The following is a 15,090-nucleotide window of genomic DNA, read 5'->3' on the forward strand; positions in this document are numbered from 1 at the left end:
GCTGGTGGTCCTGCGGACTCTTCCGGGATCACGTATGGGCGGTTGCGTGCGGGTGAGGCGTGGCATTGGCCGGTGACTGCGGAACGGCACCCTGGTACGCCCCGGGTGTTTGTGGATGGGTTTGCGCATTCGGATGGGTTGGCGCGGTTGGTCGCGGTGGATCACCGGGGCCCGGTCGAGTCTGCGGACGCAGAGTTTCCGTTGTATGCCACGACGGGTCGGGTATTGGCGCACTACCAGTCGGGTGCGCAGACGCGATTGGTGAGCGAGTTGGTGGCGGCGGCTCCGGAGGCGTATGTGGAGATTCATCCGGACACTGCGGTGCGGGCCAGTCTGGTCGATGGTGGGTTGGCGTGGGTGGTGTCGCGGCGTGGGCGGGTGCGGGTGCGGGTGCGGTGTGTTGGTTCGATGCGGCTGGATGTGGTGTTCGTGCCGTTTCACTTTCCTGGTGAGGGTCGGGCGAATCTGTTGACCAATCCGGCGTTGGATCCGACGAGTCGGATGCCGGAGTTCAAGGTGTGCGCGGTGCGGGTCGAGCCAGATCAGTCGGGTCAGCCGAGCGCGGGGAGGACGTCGTGACACCGAGGCGGGTGGTGGTCGTCGGGTATGGCATGGCGGGCGCGCGGCTGGCCGACGAGGTTCGCCGCCGCGACCCTGATGGTGCGCGGGTGGCGTTGACGGTGGTGGGTGCGGAGCCGCACGCCGCGTACAACCGGGTGCTGCTGTCCAGCGTGCTGTCCGGGTCGATGGAGGTCGACTCGGTGCGGCTGCACGATTCCGGCTGGGCCGACCGGGTCGGTGTCGATCTGCGGCTCGGGGTCTCGGTCGCGGGTGTCGACCCGGCGCGGCGGTGTGTCGCGCTGTCCGATGAGTCCACTGTGGACTATGACGTGCTCGTGCTGGCCACCGGCTCCACGGCGTGGATTCCGCCGACCGAGGGGCTGACGGATCCGGACGGGACGCTCGCGCCCGGGGTGGCGGCCTTTCGCACCCTGGACGACTGCGAGCGGATCATCGACGCCGCACGGCCCGGCGCGCCGGTCGCGGTGCTGGGCGGAGGCCTGCTGGGGTTGGAGGCGGCCAGGGGATTGGCCGGGCGCGGTTGCCTGGTGACCGTGGTGCATCCGATGGGGCACCTGATGGAACGGCAGCTCGACCGGACCGCGGGTCGGGTGTTGGCCACGGCGCTCGGCACGCACGGCATCGAGTTCCGGCTCGGCGTGCTGGCCACCAAGTACCTTGCCGGTGACGGACTTGCCCTTGACGACGGCAGCCACGTGCCGGCCGACCTGGTCGTGGTGTCGGCCGGGGTTCGCGCCGACACCGGGTTGGCGGCGGCGGCCGGGCTCGCCGTCGATCGGGGGATTCTCGTCGACGATTCCTTACGCACCAGCGATCCTCGGGTGCACGCGATCGGCGACTGCGCCCAGCACACCGGCACGGTCGCCGGCCTCGTCCAGCCCGCCTGGGAGCAGGCCGCCGTGCTCGCCGACCTGCTCACCGGCACGAATCCCGCCGCGAGGTATCGGGGGACGTCGGTCATCACCCGGCTCAAGGCGCGGGACATCGACCTGGCCGCGCTCGGCGACGTGCACGTGGACGTCGATTCGGTCGACGCCGAGGTGTTGTGCTTCCAGGACCCCGCGCGCGGGCACTACGCCAAGCTCGTGCTGCGCGAGGACCGGGTGGCCGGCGCGATCCTGCTCGGCGCGCCCGACGCGGCGGCGACCATCGCCCAACTCTACGACCGGGGCCTCGAAGTGCCGACCGATCGGTTGGCGCTGCTGCTCGGGCGGGCGTTGCCGCCGGGTGTCTCGGCGGCGGCCAGCCCGGCCGACCTGCCGGCCGGTGCGGTGGTGTGCCGCTGCAACACGGTCACCAAGGGGCAGCTGGTCGCCGCGTGGCGGGGCGGCGCGCAGACGGTGGCGGGGCTCGCGTCGGCGACCAGGGCCACCACGGGCTGCGGCGGCTGCCGGGACGCGGTGTGCGGGCTGGCGGACTGGCTCGCGGCGACGTCCTGACCTCACCGGCGTCCGTTCCGTGGTGTGCGGCGGAGTTCGCGCCGGTGTCACGGCGGGCCACACCGGGGTAATGGGCCGTTCGTAGCGTCACCGCAACCCGACTGGAGGAGGCCGCGCCATGACGACCACCGAGACGGACACCGCAGGTCCCGCACGCCGAGGGCGGCGCTGGATCGAACACTGGGAGCCGGAGAATCCCGAGTTCTGGGCGCGCACCGGGCGCAGGGTGGCGCGGCGCAACCTGGTCTTCTCGATTCTGGCCGAGCACATCGGGTTCTCGATCTGGAGCCTGTGGTCGGTGATGGTGTTGTTCATGGGCCCCAAATACGGCCTGTCACCCGCCGACAAGTTCCTGCTGGTGTCGACCCCGACGCTGTTCGGCGCGCTCGCCCGCCTGCCCTACACCCTCGCGGTGACCAGGTTCGGCGGCCGCAACTGGACCATCATCAGCGCCGCACTCCTGCTGGTGCCCACCGGGTTGGCCGCGCTGGTCATGCATCCCGGCACCTCGCTGAGCACGTTCCTCGTGGTCGCGGCGGTGGCCGGCGTCGGCGGCGGGAACTTCGCGTCCTCCATGACCAACATCAACTCCTTCTACCCCGAACACCGCAAGGGCTGGGCGCTGGGCCTCAACGCGGGCGGCGGCAACCTCGGTGTGGCCGTCGTGCAACTGGCCGGACTGCTGGTGCTCGGCACGGCCGGCGCGACCGAACCCCGCGTGGTCCTGTGGATCTACCTGCCGCTGATCGTGCTGGCCACGCTCGGCGCCGCGCTGTTCATGGACAACCTCGCGGTGGCACGCGGGGACACCGGGGCCATGCGCGAGGTGGTCAGGGACCGGCAGACCTGGGTGATGTCGTTGCTGTACCTAGGCACGTTCGGGTCGTTCATCGGCTTCGGCTTCGCGTTCGGGCTGGTGCTCCAGAACCAGTTCGGCCGCACCCCCTTGCAGGCCGCCGCCCTCACGTTCCTCGGGCCACTGCTGGGTTCGCTGAGCCGACCGCTGGGCGGCAGGCTCTCCGACCGGATCGGCGGCGCCAAGGTCACCTTCGCCACCTTCGCGCTGATGGCCCTCGGCACGATCGCGGTCATCATCGCGTCCACCATGAAGTCCCTGCCGGTGTTCGTCGCGGCCTTCATCGCGCTGTTCGTGTTCTCCGGCATAGGCAACGGCTCCACGTACAAGATGATCCCGGCGATCTTCCGCGCCAAGGCGCTCGCCGCCATTGCGGGCGGTGCGGCCGAGGACACCGCGTTCGCCACGGCCCGGCGGCTGTCTGGTGCCCTGATCGGTATCGCTGGGGCCGTCGGCGCGCTCGGCGGGCTGTTCATCAACCTCGCGTTCCGCGCCTCCTTCGCCAACGCGCACAGCGGCGTCCCCGCGTTCGCCGGCTTCCTCGCCTTCTACGCCGTCTGCTTCGTCGTCACCTGGGCCGTCTACCTGCGGACGTCGGTGGCGCCGGTGCCGCAACCGGTGACAGTCGGAGTCTGAGCGCTCTGAGAGGCCGCGCACGGCTCGTTGACCAGCGCGGAGAGTGTTCCGTAACAGGCGCGCAACGTTGAAGACCCTGGCACGACACGGATCCCGGTGAGCATTGGCCTCGGCGGGTCGGGAGGAGCTGGCATGACGCGAACGTTGGTTGTCGCGGGCCACGGGATGGTCGGTCACCGCGTGGTGCAGGCGCTGCGCGAGCGCGACCGCACCGGGTCCTGGCGGATCGTGGTGCTCGCGGAGGAGTCGAGGCCCGCCTACGACCGCGTCGCGCTGTCCTCCTATGTGGACGGTTGGCGCGCCGACGACCTGACGTTGCCCGGCGCGGAGTTCGCCGACGACGAGCTGGTCGAGCTGCGGCTCGGCGACCCGGTGCGGCGCGTGGACCGGGCGGCTCGGACGGTGGTCACCTCGGCCGGGGTCGAGCACCGCTACGACGCGCTGGTGCTGGCCACCGGCTCGCGCCCGTTCGTGCCGCCGGTGCCCGGCCACGACCTGCCGGGTTGTCACGTCTACCGGACGATCGAGGACCTGGACGGGATTCGCGCCGACACCGGCTCCTCGGCGGTTGGCGTGGTGGTCGGCGGCGGGCTGCTCGGGTTGGAGGCGGCCAACGCGCTGCGGCTGCTCGGGGTGGACACGCACGTCGTCGAGCTCGCGCCGAGGCTGATGCCGTTGCAGGTCGACGAGGGCGGCGGCGCGCTGCTGCGCCGCCAGGTCGAACGGCTCGGGCTGACAGTCCACTGTGGAGTGTCGACCAAGGAGGTCGTGGCCGGTCCCGACGGCAGGGTCGGCGCGGTGCGGCTCGCCGACGGGTCGACGCTGGACGCGGACCTGGTGGTGTTCTCGGCGGGCATTCGGCCGCGCGACGATCTGGCCGCCGCCGCGGGTCTCGCGATCGGCGAGCGCGGCGGCGTGGTCGTGGACGATGGCTGCCGCACCGCCGACCCGCATGTGTACGCGGTCGGCGAGTGCGCGTGCCTGGACGGCAGGGTGTACGGCCTGGTCGGGCCCGGCTACGCGATGGCCGAGGTGGTCGCGGACCGGTTGCTCGGTGGCGCGGCGACCTTCCCCGGCGCGGACCTGTCCACCAAGCTGAAGCTGCTCGGCGTCGACGTGGCGAGCTTCGGCGACGCGCACGCCGTCACCGATCGTGCGCTCGAGGTCGTGCACAACGACCCGATCTCCGGGTCCTACAAGAAACTCGTGGTGTCCGACGACGCGCGCACGCTGCTCGGCGGCGTGCTGGTCGGCGACGCGAGCGGGTACGCGCTGCTGCGGCCGCTGGTCGGCCGCCCGCTGCCGGCCGATCCTGGCGCGCTGGTCGCGCCGAGCGGCGGCGCGGGTGTCGGTGTCGGTGTCGGCGCGCTGCCCGACGACGCGCAGGTCTGCTCGTGCCACGCGGTGACCAAGGCGACGATCGCGGACGCGATTACCGGCGGCGGCTGCGCGGACGTGGCCGCGATCAAGGGCTGCACGAAGGCCGGCACCGGTTGCGGCTCCTGCGTTCCCATGCTCAGACAGCTGTTGGCCGACTGCGGTGTCGAACAGTCCAGCGCGCTGTGCGAGCACTTCGACCACTCCCGCGCCGAGCTGTTCGAGATCGCGCGGTCAACCGGCATCCGCACCTTCAGCCAGCTCATCGAGCGGCACGGCAGGGGCCGCGGGTGCGACATCTGCAAGCCGACCGTGGCGTCAGTGCTGGCCTCGCTCGGCGGCGGGCACGTGCTGGACGGCGAGCAGGCCGCGTTGCAGGACACCAACGACCACTTCCTGGCCAACATCCAGCGCAACGGCACCTACTCGGTCGTGCCGAGGATTCCCGGCGGCGAGATCACGGCGGAGAAGCTGATCGTGATCGGCGAGGTGGCCAAGGACTTCGGGCTGTACACGAAGATCACCGGGGCGCAGCGGATCGATCTGCTCGGCGCGACCGTCGACCAGCTCCCGAAGATCTGGCGCAGGCTGGTGGACGCCGGCTTCGAGTCGGGGCACGCCTACGGGAAGGCGCTGCGCACGGTGAAGTCCTGCGTCGGCACCACCTGGTGCCGCTACGGCGTGCAGGACTCGGTGAGCCTCGCCATCGAGCTGGAGCTGCGCTACCGGGGCCTGCGCGCGCCGCACAAGCTGAAGTCCGCGGTGTCCGGCTGCGCACGGGAGTGCGCGGAGGCGCGCGGCAAGGACTTCGGCATCATCGCCACGGAGCAGGGTTGGAACCTCTACGTCGGCGGCAACGGCGGCTTCACGCCGAGGCACGCCGAGCTGTTGGTGTCCGATGTGGACGCTGCCGAACTGATCCGGTTGATCGACCGGTTCCTGATGTTCTACGTGCGCACCGCGGACCGGTTGCAGCGCACGGCCACCTGGATCGAGGCGATGGACGGCGGCCTCGACCACCTGCGCGCGGTGATCGTGGACGACAGCCTCGGCATCTGCGCGGAACTGGAGAGCGCCATGGCGCGGCATGTCGCCGGCTACGCCGACGAGTGGCGCGGGGTGCTCGACGATCCCGACAAGCTCGCCAGATTCAGCTCGTTCGTCAACGCGCCCGGAACGCCGGACGCCACGATCTCCTTCCGCGAGGAGCGCGGCCAACGCGTGCCGGTGTCGCTCGGAATTCCGGAGGTGGTGCGGCAGTGACCGCGATACAGGAACGAGTGTGGACCCCGGTGTGTCGGCACGCCGACCTGCTGCCGGAGCGCGGGGCGGCCGCGCTGCTGCCGCTCGGCGTGCAGGTGGCGCTGTTCCGCACCCACGACGGCCAGGTGCACGCGCTTGCCAACGTCGATCCGTTCAGCGGTGCGGCGGTGCTCTCCAGGGGCATCGTCGGCGATCGGGCCGGCCGGCAGGTCGTGGTGTCCCCGATCTACAAGCAGGCGTTCGACCTGCGTTCCGGGGAGTGCCTCGACGATCCGGCCGTGTCGGTCGAGGTCTATCCGGCGAGGGTGGTCGACGATGTGGTGCAAGTGTGCTCACCATGAGTTCCAGTGAGTCCACTGTGGACGTTCAGCCGTTGGCCGGCTACACGATCGGCGTGACGGCGGCCCGCAGGGCGGAGGAGTTCGGCGCGCTGCTGGCCCGCAAGGGCGCGTCGGTGCTGCACGCGCCGGCCATCCGGATCGTGCCGCTGGCCGACGACACGGAGTTGTTGGCCGCCACCAGAAGGCTGCTCGCGGAGCCCGTCGACTACGTGGTGGCCACCACCGGCATCGGCTTCCGGGGCTGGGTGGAGGCCGCCGAGGGCTGGGGTCTCGGCACGCGGCTGCTGCGGGCGCTCGGCGCGGCCAGGGTGCTGGCGCGCGGCCCGAAGGCCAAGGGCGCGGTGCGCGCGGCCGGACTGGACGAGACGTGGTCGCCGGCCTCGGAGAGCAACGCCGAACTGCTCGACCATCTGCTCAGGTCCGGCGTGCGCGGCCGGCGGGTGGCGGTGCAGCTGCACGGGGAACCGTTGCCGGACTTCGTGGACGCGCTGCTGGCGGCCGGCGCGGACGTCGTCCAGGTGCCGGTGTACCGGTGGACCGTGCCGGACGATCCCGCGCCGCTTGACCGAATGCTGGACGCCGTGCTGGCGCGGCAGGTGGACGCGCTGGCCTTCACCAGCGCGCCGGCCGCCGCCAGCGTGCTCGCCGCTGCGCAGGCCAGCGGCCGGCTGACCGGGCTGGTCGACGCGCTGCGCTCGGACGTGCTGGTCGCCTGCGTCGGGTCGATCTGCGCGGGGCCGCTGGTCGCCAGGGGAGTGCCCGTGGTGCAGCCGGCGCGGGCCAGGATCGGCGCGCTGGCAAGGGAACTGGCGACCGGGCTGCCTGGGCGGGCCGTGCGCCTGCGGATCGGCGCGCGGGACGTGGAGCTGCGCGGCCAGGCGGTCGTGGTGGACGGCGAGCTGCGGCCGGTGCCGCCCGCCCCCATGGCGGTGCTGCGGGAGCTTGCGGCGGCGCGCGGCCGGGTGGTGTCCCGGCGGGAGCTGTTGGTCGCGCTGCAACGGCATTCCGGCCGGGACCGGTGCGGGGACGAGCACGCCGTCGAGACGGCCGTCGGCCGGCTGCGGGCGGCGTTGGGTGAGTCGCGGCTGGTGCACACGGTGGTGAAGCGGGGCTACCGCCTGGCGTTGGCGCCGGCGGGGGCGTCCGCGTGACGGTGCTGCCTGGCCGCGGGATCGACGCTCTTGGGCACGCCGAGGTGACGCTCGTCCTGGTCGCGCACGGCACTCGCGATCCGGCGGGCGCGGCCGCGGTCGACGAGATCGCGGCGGCGGTCCGGTCGCGGCTTGGCGGGGTGCCGGTCGCGGTCGCCTACGCCGATGTGCGGCGGCCCGATCTCGCGGACGTCCTGGGCGAGACGCCGGGACCCGTCGTCCTCGTTCCCGCGTTTCTGGCCGCCGGGTACCACGTCCGGGTCGACCTGCCGGCGCAGCTTGCCGCGTGCGGACGGCCGGAGGTGCTGGTGGCGCGGCCGCTCGGCCCGGATCCCGCGGTGGTCGACGCGGTGTACGCGCGGCTCGCGGCGGCCGGCTGGCGGCGCGGGGACGCGGTGGTGCTGGCGGCGGCTGGGTCCTCGGACGCTCGCGCGCTGGCTGGGACGCGGCGGGCCGCCGCGCTGCTGGCGGCCAGGGTGGGCGGGCCGGTGGCCGTCGGGTACGTGGCGACCGCGTCGCCGACGGTGGCCGAGGCGGTCGCGGCGAGCGGCGGACGGGCGGCGGTGGCGTCCTGGCTGCTCGCGCCGGGCCTGTTCCACCGCTCGCTGGACGACGTCGGGGCCGCGGTCGTGGCGGACCCGATCGGCGCGCACCCGGCGCTCGTGGACGCCGTGCTCCGCCGGTATCGGGCGGCGCTTGGCGCAGCGCGGCACGCGGCCTGAGCCCGGGACACCCGTCGGCCTGCTTCGGGCGCAAGGATCGACGGAATAATTTAACGGTCAACTACCTTGACTGGAGTGAACGGCCGCCACCGGGGAGGCCGGCTCCAGCAAGGAGGCAGTGATGCCCGCAGTGACCGCAGACACGCTGACCCTGTCGAGGCTGCCGGAGCTCCCCGAGGCCACCACCGCGTGGCGTCCCGTGCGCAAGGTGGTGACCGCGCGGAAGTTCCTCGAGGGCGAGGGATTCCAGGTGCGCCGCCCGTTCCCCGGCATCGACCTCGCCCTGGCCGACCCGTTCCTGCTGCTCGACCACCTCGGCGCGGTCGAGTACGGGCCCGGCGAGGCCAAGGGCGCGCCGTGGCACCCGCACCGCGGCTTCGAGACCGTCACCTACCTCATCGACGGCGCGATGGAGCACACCGATTCCATCGGCGGTGGCGGCGTCATCACCGACGGCGCGACCCAGTGGATGACGGCGGGCTCCGGCATCCTGCACAACGAGGTGCCGCCGCAGGAGCTCGTCGCCAAGGGCGGCCTGTTCCACGGCGTGCAGCTCTGGGTGAACCTGCCGAGGTCGCAGAAGATGACCACCCCGCGCTACCAGGACATCGGGGCGCGCGACGTGACCCTGCTGTCCAGCGCGGACGGCGGCGCGCTCGTCCGGGTCATCGCGGGCGAACTGGCCGGACACCGGGGACCCGGCGTCACCTGGACGCCGATCACCTACCTGCACGCCACGGTCAGCCCGGGCGCGCGGCTGACGCTGCCGTGGGCCGCCGACTTCACCGCGATGGTCTACGTGCTCTCCGGGCGCGGAACCGTCGGGCCGGAGGGTCGGCCACTGGAGGAGGGCCAGCTCGCGGTCCTCGACCACGGCGCGGCGCTGACGCTGCGCGCGGCGGAGAGCCAGCCGACCGCGTCGGCGCACGGCTGGGAGGTGTTGGTGCTCGGCGGGTTGCCGATCAGGGAACCGTTGTCCCGCTACGGCCCCTTCGTGATGAACAGCCGCCACGAGATCATCCAGGCGGTGGAGGACTACGAGGCCGGCAGGCTCGGCACGATCCCCGCCGAGCGGCTGCCGCACCACAGCGCGGCGGACGAGCGGCTTACGTGACGGCCGGCCGCGCACTACGACAGAACACGCCCCACGACAGAACACGCGAGGAGGAAGACCCGATGACCGACGTGATGGAGCTGCTGCGGCTCGGCCGCGACCACCGGGAGTCCGGTGACCCGAGCACGGCCGCGCGGTACCTCGCCGAGGCGGCCAAGGCCGAGCCGACCGACCGCGGCGTGCTCACCGAGCTTGCGCTGGCGCACTTCCAGTCGGCGGCGCTCGGTCCGGCCGAGCGCGTGCTGCGCACGCTGGTGGACCTCGACCCGTCCGACGGCTACGTCCGGCTGCTGCTCGGCCGCACCCTGGCCAGGCAGAGCCGGCACGCGGACGCGTTGCCGCAGTTGAAGATGGCCGCCGCGATCACCGGCGATCCCGACGTCGCCGCCGAGGTGACCAGGACGCTCGCCCGCATGTGACCCGCGGGTGCTGGGGTGGGACGCCTGTCGACAGGTGTCCCACCCGTCAGTCGAACAGGCCGGGCTGGGTGTCCTTTGAGGTGTCGGGGACCACCGCGGCCCACCGGTGCTCGCGCAGGTTGACCTTGCCGTCCATGGCGAGGACGCCCTCCGCGCGCAGGCGTTGCAGTTGCTCGTCCGCCAGGTGCGGGGCCGGTGTGCCGTTGGCCCGCAACACCCGGTGCCAGGGCAGGTCGGCCCCGTCCTCGGCGAGGATGCGGCCGACCAGCCTCGGCGAGGGTGCCCGCGCGAGGTCGGCGATGTCGCCGTACGTGGCGACCTTGCCCTCCGGGATCGCGCAGATGATCTCGCGGACCTTCTCGAACAGTTCTTCGTCCACAACGCAAGGGTGACAGCAACCCCCGACCCTCGTCCGCTCGACCGAGCACAACGCCTACTTCGACCGGTTTGCGTGGTGCGGTCGGGCAGATCTGGTGGTCAGCCGGTGAACTTCGCGATCACCTTGCTGAAGTCCCACGGCTTCTGCGAGATGCCGCTGCACGAGTCGCCGCCAGCGCCAGCGCACGGCCGGTCCCGGTTGGCTGACCAGAAGGTGAAGCGCGCGATGTGGTGCTGCTGCGCGTATCCGAGGATCGTGTTGAAGTTCGCCAACGTGACGACCTCGCCCGCGTTGTCGGTCTTGCCGTTCATCGACGAGATGCCGATCTTCGCGTAGGCCGCCGCGTCGGACAGCCCGAACGCCGCCTTGACGCGGTTCTTCAGGCCGTCGGCCGCGCTGACCGTCAGGCTCGCCATGTTGCCGCCGCTGCCGAAGTCGAACGGCATGATCGACCACACGTCGACGCCGGCGCCGAGCGCAGCGCCCCGGCTGATCAGCCGCTGGCCCCAGGAGTCCGGGCCGGTGGTGTCGGTGCCGAAGGTGACCACCGTCCTGATCCCGGCGTTGTGCTGCTTGACGATCTTCAGCGCGCCGAGCACGCGGTCCTGCACGGCGTTGCTGTGGAACTCGGTGTCCTCGATGTCGATGTCGATCGCCTTGAGGCCGTAGGCGTCGATGACCTTCTGGTACGCCCCGGCCAGCGCGCTCGCGGTGCCGCAGTGCTCGCCGAGCTTCGCGCCGGACCAGCCGCCGAAGGAGATGATCACGTCGCCGCCCGCCGACCGGATCTTCTTGATCGCGGCCTCGTCGCCGCCGCCCTTGAGCGCGCGGCTGCCGTCCCACTTCGCGTTGCAGCCGCCGTCGGACAGCATGAAGGCCATCGTGAACGCCTTCACGCCGCTGGCCGACATGACCGACGCGGGGTCCGGCGGGTTGCCCCAGCCGAGGTACAGGTAGGGCGAGGCGGTCACCGGGCCGGCCCCCGTGACCGAGGGCGCGGCCTGGGCGAGGCCGCCGGTGACGCCGGCGGCGAGCGCGCCGGCGCTGAGCAGGATAAGAGCAGTCCGCCGCAGTCGTTTCATGGCTTCTCCAGGCAGGGGCTGGTGAGCGCGTCGGCCGAGGCGGCGGATCCGGCGTCGGTGCCCAGGTTTTCTCGGGCGGACCCAAGGTGGCCTAGACCACATGTCACTGTCAAGAAGGTAGACGGAACGAGACCGCCGTCCGGCGCGAAACGGACAAGGTCGAGGCGCCCCGGGCCCTGGGGCGCCTCGACCTTGTCACCGCCGGAATCGTCCCCGGCCTGGGCACGCGTACATCCCGAGGCGGGCCCTGCCCCCACCGCGGTGCGCTGTGCCAGGTACGAGCTTGCTGGTCGGGAGCGGCGGCGACAATCACACGCGAGTGTGATGCCCAGGGTTTGCCATTGAGCGCGCAAACGTCTCGCGCACGGCGGGGCGCTGTGACCCCGGCCGGGGCGGCGTGATTGCATCGCGGTATGGCACCCACGTCGGCCCCGCTGCTGGTGCGTCGGTCGGCGGAAACCCGGCCAAGGACGCGCTGGGAGCCCGCCGCACGCCGGGTCCTCGACGGCGCTGGCGGATTCCTGCGGGTGCTCGGCGGGCCGGGCACCGGCAAGACCACGCTGCTGGCCGAGGTCGCCGCCGAGCGGGTGCTGCGCGGCGGCGTCGACCCCGAAAACCTGCTCGTGCTCACCGCCAGCCGACGCGCGGCCGTCGCGCTGCGTGCCCAGATCACCCGACTGCTCACCACGGCCGTGGAAACCGAGCAGGGCGGACTGCGGACCGTGCGCGAGCCGCTGGTGCGCACGGTGCACTCCTACGCCTTCGCGGTGCTGCGCGCCCAGTCCGTGCTGCACGACGAGCCGCCGCCGAGGCTGCTCGCCGGCCCCGAGCAGGACGTGATGGTGCGCGACCTGCTGGAGGGCGACATCGAGCTCGGCGCCGGCAACTGGCCGGAGCGGCTGCGGCCCGCGCTCGGCCTGCCCGGCTTCGCCGCCGAGCTGCGCGACCTGCTGCTGCGCGCCTTCGAACGCGGCCTCGGCCCCGAGGACCTGGTGCGGCTCGGCGAGGAGCACGGCCGCGACGAGTGGATCGCCGCAGGCCGGTTCGGCCGCCAGTACGAGGAGGTCACGCTGCTCGCCGGCAGCGAGGCCGCCGAGTCCTTCGCGCCCGCCCTTGACGCGGCCGAGCTGGTGTCGACCGCCCTGCTGGCCTTCGACACCGACGACGACCTGCTGGCCACCGAGCGCGCGCGGGTCCGCCACCTGCTGGTCGACGACGCCCAACACCTGGACCCCCAGCAGTTCGCCCTGGTGCGCAGGCTGGGCGGCGCGGCGAGCGAGTTCCTCCTGGCCGGCGACCCGGACCAGGCCGTGTTCTCCTTCCGTGGTGCGGATCCCCGGCTGCTCGCGCAGGCCGACGACGACGGCGACAACACCGTCGTGCTGACCGAGGGCCACCGGATGGCCCCCGAGGTGTGGGCGGCGGTGCGCAGGCTCGCCGCCCGGCTGCCCGGCTCGTCGCCCGCCAGGACGCAGCTCGCCGGGCCACCCGCAGGAGGGCCGGCCGCCGCGCCGTCCGGCAACGGCCACGGCGCCTCGTCGGCCGGCGACAACGGCAATGGCGACGGCACGGCGCCCGAGCAGCGGGGCAGCGTGCAGGTGCGGCTGCTCGCCTCGGCCGCGCAGGAGGCGAGCTGGGTCGCCGACCAGCTCCGCAGGGCGCATCTGATCGACGGCGTGCCCTGGGCGGACATGGCCGTGCTGGTGCGGTCCACGGTGCAGTCGCTGCCGGTGCTCCAGCGGGCGCTGCTCGCGGCTGGCGTCCCTGTCGCGATCCACGCGGACGAGCTGCCGCTGGCCAAACAGCCCGCCGTGCGGCCGTTTCTCGCGCTGCTGCGCGCGGCGGCCGTGCCGGGCTCGCTCGACGAGGACACCGCCGCGATGCTGCTGGCCTCCCCGCTCGGCGGGGCGGATCCGTTGGCACTGCGGCGACTTCGGCGCGGGCTGCGCAGGCTCGAACTGGCCGGCGGCGGCGATCGCGGCAGCGGCGAGCTGCTGGTGGAGGTCGTGGAGTCGGCCGACCGGCTGGCCGCGCTCGAAGACCTGGAGGCCGCGCCGGCACGCCGGATCGCCGGACTGCTTGGCGCCGCGCGGAAGGCCGTCGCCGACGGCCTGAGCGTCGAACAGGCACTGTGGGAGCTGTGGGAGTCCAGCCGGCTCGAGGCGCGGTGGGCGGCGCAGGCGAGCCGGGGCGGCACCTCGGGCGCGCAGGCCGACCGGGACCTGGACGCCGTCGTCGGCCTGTTCGAGGCGGCGGCCAAGTACACCGACCGGCTGCCGGGGTCGAGCGTCGCGGGGTTCGCCGACTACCTTGCCGCGCAACAGATCGTCGGCGACTCGCTGGCCCCGGCCGCGCCGACCGGCGAGGCGGTCGCGGTGCTCACCGCGCACGCGGCGGCCGGGCGGGAGTGGACGCTGGTCGCGGTGCCGAGCGTGCAGGAGGGCAGCTGGCCCGATCTCCGGCTGCGCGGGTCGATCCTCGGCGTTGAGCGGATGGTCGACGTGCTCGCCGGGCTCGACCCGGCCAGCACGGTGTCGGCGACCGCGCCGCTGCTGGCCGAGGAGCGGCGGCTGCTGCTGGTGGCCGCGAGCCGGGCGCGGCGGACGCTGCTGGTCAGCGCGGTGCGCGGGGACGACGAGCAGCCGTCCCGGTTCCTCGACGAGCTGGACGACGCGACCTCGGACCCGGAGGCGCCGCCGAGGCCGACGTTCACGCCGGAGCGCGGCCTGGTGCTCGCGGAGCTGGTCGGCGAGCTGCGCAGGGTGGCCTGCGACGAGGACGAGGGGCCGGAGCGGCGGCAGCGGGCCGCGACGCAGTTGGCGCGGCTCGCGGCGGCCGGCGTGCCCGGCGCGCACCCGAGCGTCTGGTACGGCCTGCCGATGCCGTCGGGCAACAGTCCACTATGGACTGAGGAGCAGCGGGTCAGCGTGTCGCCGTCGACCATCGAGGTGCTGTCCAAGTGCCCGCTGCGGTGGCTGGTCGAGCGGCACGGCGGCCAGGACCCCGCCGAACTCGCCTCGATCACCGGCACGCTGGTGCACGCGCTGGCGCAGGCGGCCGCGAGCGGGGCCGACGACGCGGAGCTGCGGGCCAAGCTGGACGAGGCGTGGGCCGCGGTGGACGCGGGCGCGCCGTGGTTCTCCCGGCGGGAACGGCAACGCGTCGAACGGATGCTGGACGCGTTCATCGCCTGGTACGCGCGGAGTCGCGAACAGCTGACCCAGATCGACGTCGAGCGCGAGCTGTCCGTCGAGGTGGCCAAGACCGAGGGCGGCCCGTGGCTGCGCGTGCGCGGCCGGGTCGACCGGCTGGAGGTGGACGCCGAGGGGCGGCCGGTCGTGGTCGACATCAAGACCGGCAGGAACCCGGTCACCAAGGACGAGGCGACCGCGCACCCGCAGCTCGCCGTGTACCAGCTGGCGACGCTGCTCGGCGCGTTCGTGGACCTCGGGCTCGGCACCGAGCCGGGCGGGGCGCGGCTGCTGTACGTGTCCAAGGAGGACAAGAAGACCGGCGCGGCCGAGCGGGTGCAGGCCCCGCTCGATCAGGAGACGGCGCGCACCTGGCTCGGGGTCGTGCAGGACGCGGCGTCGGCGTGCGTCGGCCCGGAGTACACCGCGCAGGAGAACTCGGACTGCTCGCGCTGCCCGGCCCGCACGAGCTGCCCGATCCACCCGTCCGGCCGGCAGCTCGGTCAGTAACTGTCTGACGTCGATCGACTAATAACTG

The 15,090-nt window shown here is 73.0% G+C and carries 12 protein-coding genes; 10 read left to right on the forward strand and 2 right to left on the reverse strand.

Annotated features, from left to right (window positions below; translation table 11 throughout):
• The 9 genes from F0L68_RS08960 to F0L68_RS09000 all read left to right on the forward strand — a co-directional run.
• A partial coding sequence (locus tag F0L68_RS08960) for a molybdopterin oxidoreductase family protein (RefSeq protein ID WP_149849025.1) occupies positions 1 to 579 on the forward strand: 579 nt, incomplete at its 5' end.
• Positions 576 to 2,021: an FAD-dependent oxidoreductase gene (locus F0L68_RS08965; RefSeq protein ID WP_149849026.1), complete on the forward strand. Its 1,446-nt coding sequence runs from the start codon at positions 576 to 578 to the stop codon at positions 2,019 to 2,021. The genes F0L68_RS08960 and F0L68_RS08965, both read left to right, overlap by 4 nt.
• 118 nt (positions 2,022 to 2,139) lie before the next feature.
• Positions 2,140 to 3,513 (forward strand): nitrate/nitrite transporter, encoded by a 1,374-nt coding sequence (locus F0L68_RS08970; protein WP_149849027.1) that lies wholly within the window; start codon positions 2,140 to 2,142, stop codon positions 3,511 to 3,513.
• A gap of 132 nt (positions 3,514 to 3,645) precedes the next feature.
• The gene (gene nirB, locus F0L68_RS08975; RefSeq protein ID WP_149849028.1) at positions 3,646 to 6,153 is read left to right on the forward strand and encodes a nitrite reductase large subunit NirB; all 2,508 of its coding nucleotides are present in this window, start codon (positions 3,646 to 3,648) and stop codon (positions 6,151 to 6,153) included.
• Positions 6,150 to 6,494 carry a nitrite reductase small subunit NirD gene (gene nirD, locus F0L68_RS08980; RefSeq protein WP_149849029.1) on the forward strand — a complete coding sequence of 115 codons (345 nt, stop codon included), beginning with the start codon at positions 6,150 to 6,152 and terminating at the stop codon, positions 6,492 to 6,494. Before nirB ends, nirD begins: the two co-directional genes overlap by 4 nt.
• Complete coding sequence (locus F0L68_RS08985) at positions 6,491 to 7,645, forward strand: uroporphyrinogen-III synthase (RefSeq protein ID WP_149849030.1); 1,155 nt, start codon at positions 6,491 to 6,493, stop codon at positions 7,643 to 7,645. The genes nirD and F0L68_RS08985 overlap by 4 nt, the downstream gene beginning before the upstream one ends.
• Positions 7,642 to 8,367, forward strand: coding sequence for a sirohydrochlorin chelatase (locus tag F0L68_RS08990; protein WP_223198622.1), 726 nt, complete (start codon positions 7,642 to 7,644; stop codon positions 8,365 to 8,367). Before F0L68_RS08985 ends, F0L68_RS08990 begins: the two co-directional genes overlap by 4 nt.
• Before the next feature lie 121 nt (positions 8,368 to 8,488).
• Positions 8,489 to 9,481, forward strand: a complete 993-nt coding sequence (locus F0L68_RS08995; RefSeq protein WP_149849031.1) for a pirin family protein — start codon at positions 8,489 to 8,491, stop codon at positions 9,479 to 9,481.
• 62 nt (positions 9,482 to 9,543) lie between these two features.
• Complete coding sequence (locus F0L68_RS09000; protein ID WP_149849032.1) at positions 9,544 to 9,900, forward strand: tetratricopeptide repeat protein; 357 nt, start codon at positions 9,544 to 9,546, stop codon at positions 9,898 to 9,900.
• Positions 9,901 to 9,946: 46 nt separating this feature from the next.
• Here the strand turns inward: F0L68_RS09000 and F0L68_RS09005 are convergent, their stop codons facing one another.
• Both F0L68_RS09005 and F0L68_RS09010 read right to left on the reverse strand, forming a co-directional pair.
• Complete coding sequence (locus tag F0L68_RS09005) at positions 9,947 to 10,279, reverse strand: MGMT family protein (RefSeq protein WP_149849033.1); 333 nt, start codon at positions 10,277 to 10,279, stop codon at positions 9,947 to 9,949.
• 98 nt (positions 10,280 to 10,377) lie between these two features.
• On the reverse strand, positions 10,378 to 11,361 hold the full coding sequence (locus tag F0L68_RS09010) for a chitinase (RefSeq protein WP_149849034.1): 984 nt from the start codon (positions 11,359 to 11,361) through the stop codon (positions 10,378 to 10,380).
• A 413-nt stretch (positions 11,362 to 11,774) separates the two neighbouring features.
• Here F0L68_RS09010 and F0L68_RS09015 point away from each other — a divergent pair, with 413 nt between their 5' ends.
• Complete coding sequence (locus F0L68_RS09015; RefSeq protein ID WP_149849035.1) at positions 11,775 to 15,062, forward strand: ATP-dependent helicase; 3,288 nt, start codon at positions 11,775 to 11,777, stop codon at positions 15,060 to 15,062.
• The last annotated feature ends 28 nt before the right edge of the window (positions 15,063 to 15,090 follow it).

The organism is Solihabitans fulvus (assembly GCF_008386585.1).
Lineage (GTDB): Bacteria > Actinomycetota > Actinomycetes > Mycobacteriales > Pseudonocardiaceae > Solihabitans > Solihabitans fulvus.

Bases quoted from the DNA above. Each gene is read 5' to 3' on its own strand.
- nirB (WP_149849028.1), top strand. From the start codon at position 3,646: ATGACGCGAACGTTGGTTGTCGCGGGCCACGGGATGGTCGGTCACCGC.
- F0L68_RS09000 (WP_149849032.1), top strand. From the start codon at position 9,544: ATGACCGACGTGATGGAGCTGCTGCGGCTCGGCCGCGACCACCGGGAG.
- F0L68_RS08985 (WP_149849030.1), top strand. From the start codon at position 6,491: ATGAGTTCCAGTGAGTCCACTGTGGACGTTCAGCCGTTGGCCGGCTAC.
- F0L68_RS08970 (WP_149849027.1), top strand. From the start codon at position 2,140: ATGACGACCACCGAGACGGACACCGCAGGTCCCGCACGCCGAGGGCGG.
- F0L68_RS08995 (WP_149849031.1), top strand. From the start codon at position 8,489: ATGCCCGCAGTGACCGCAGACACGCTGACCCTGTCGAGGCTGCCGGAG.
- F0L68_RS09015 (WP_149849035.1), top strand. From the start codon at position 11,775: ATGGCACCCACGTCGGCCCCGCTGCTGGTGCGTCGGTCGGCGGAAACC.
- F0L68_RS09010 (WP_149849034.1), bottom strand. From the start codon at position 11,361: ATGAAACGACTGCGGCGGACTGCTCTTATCCTGCTCAGCGCCGGCGCG.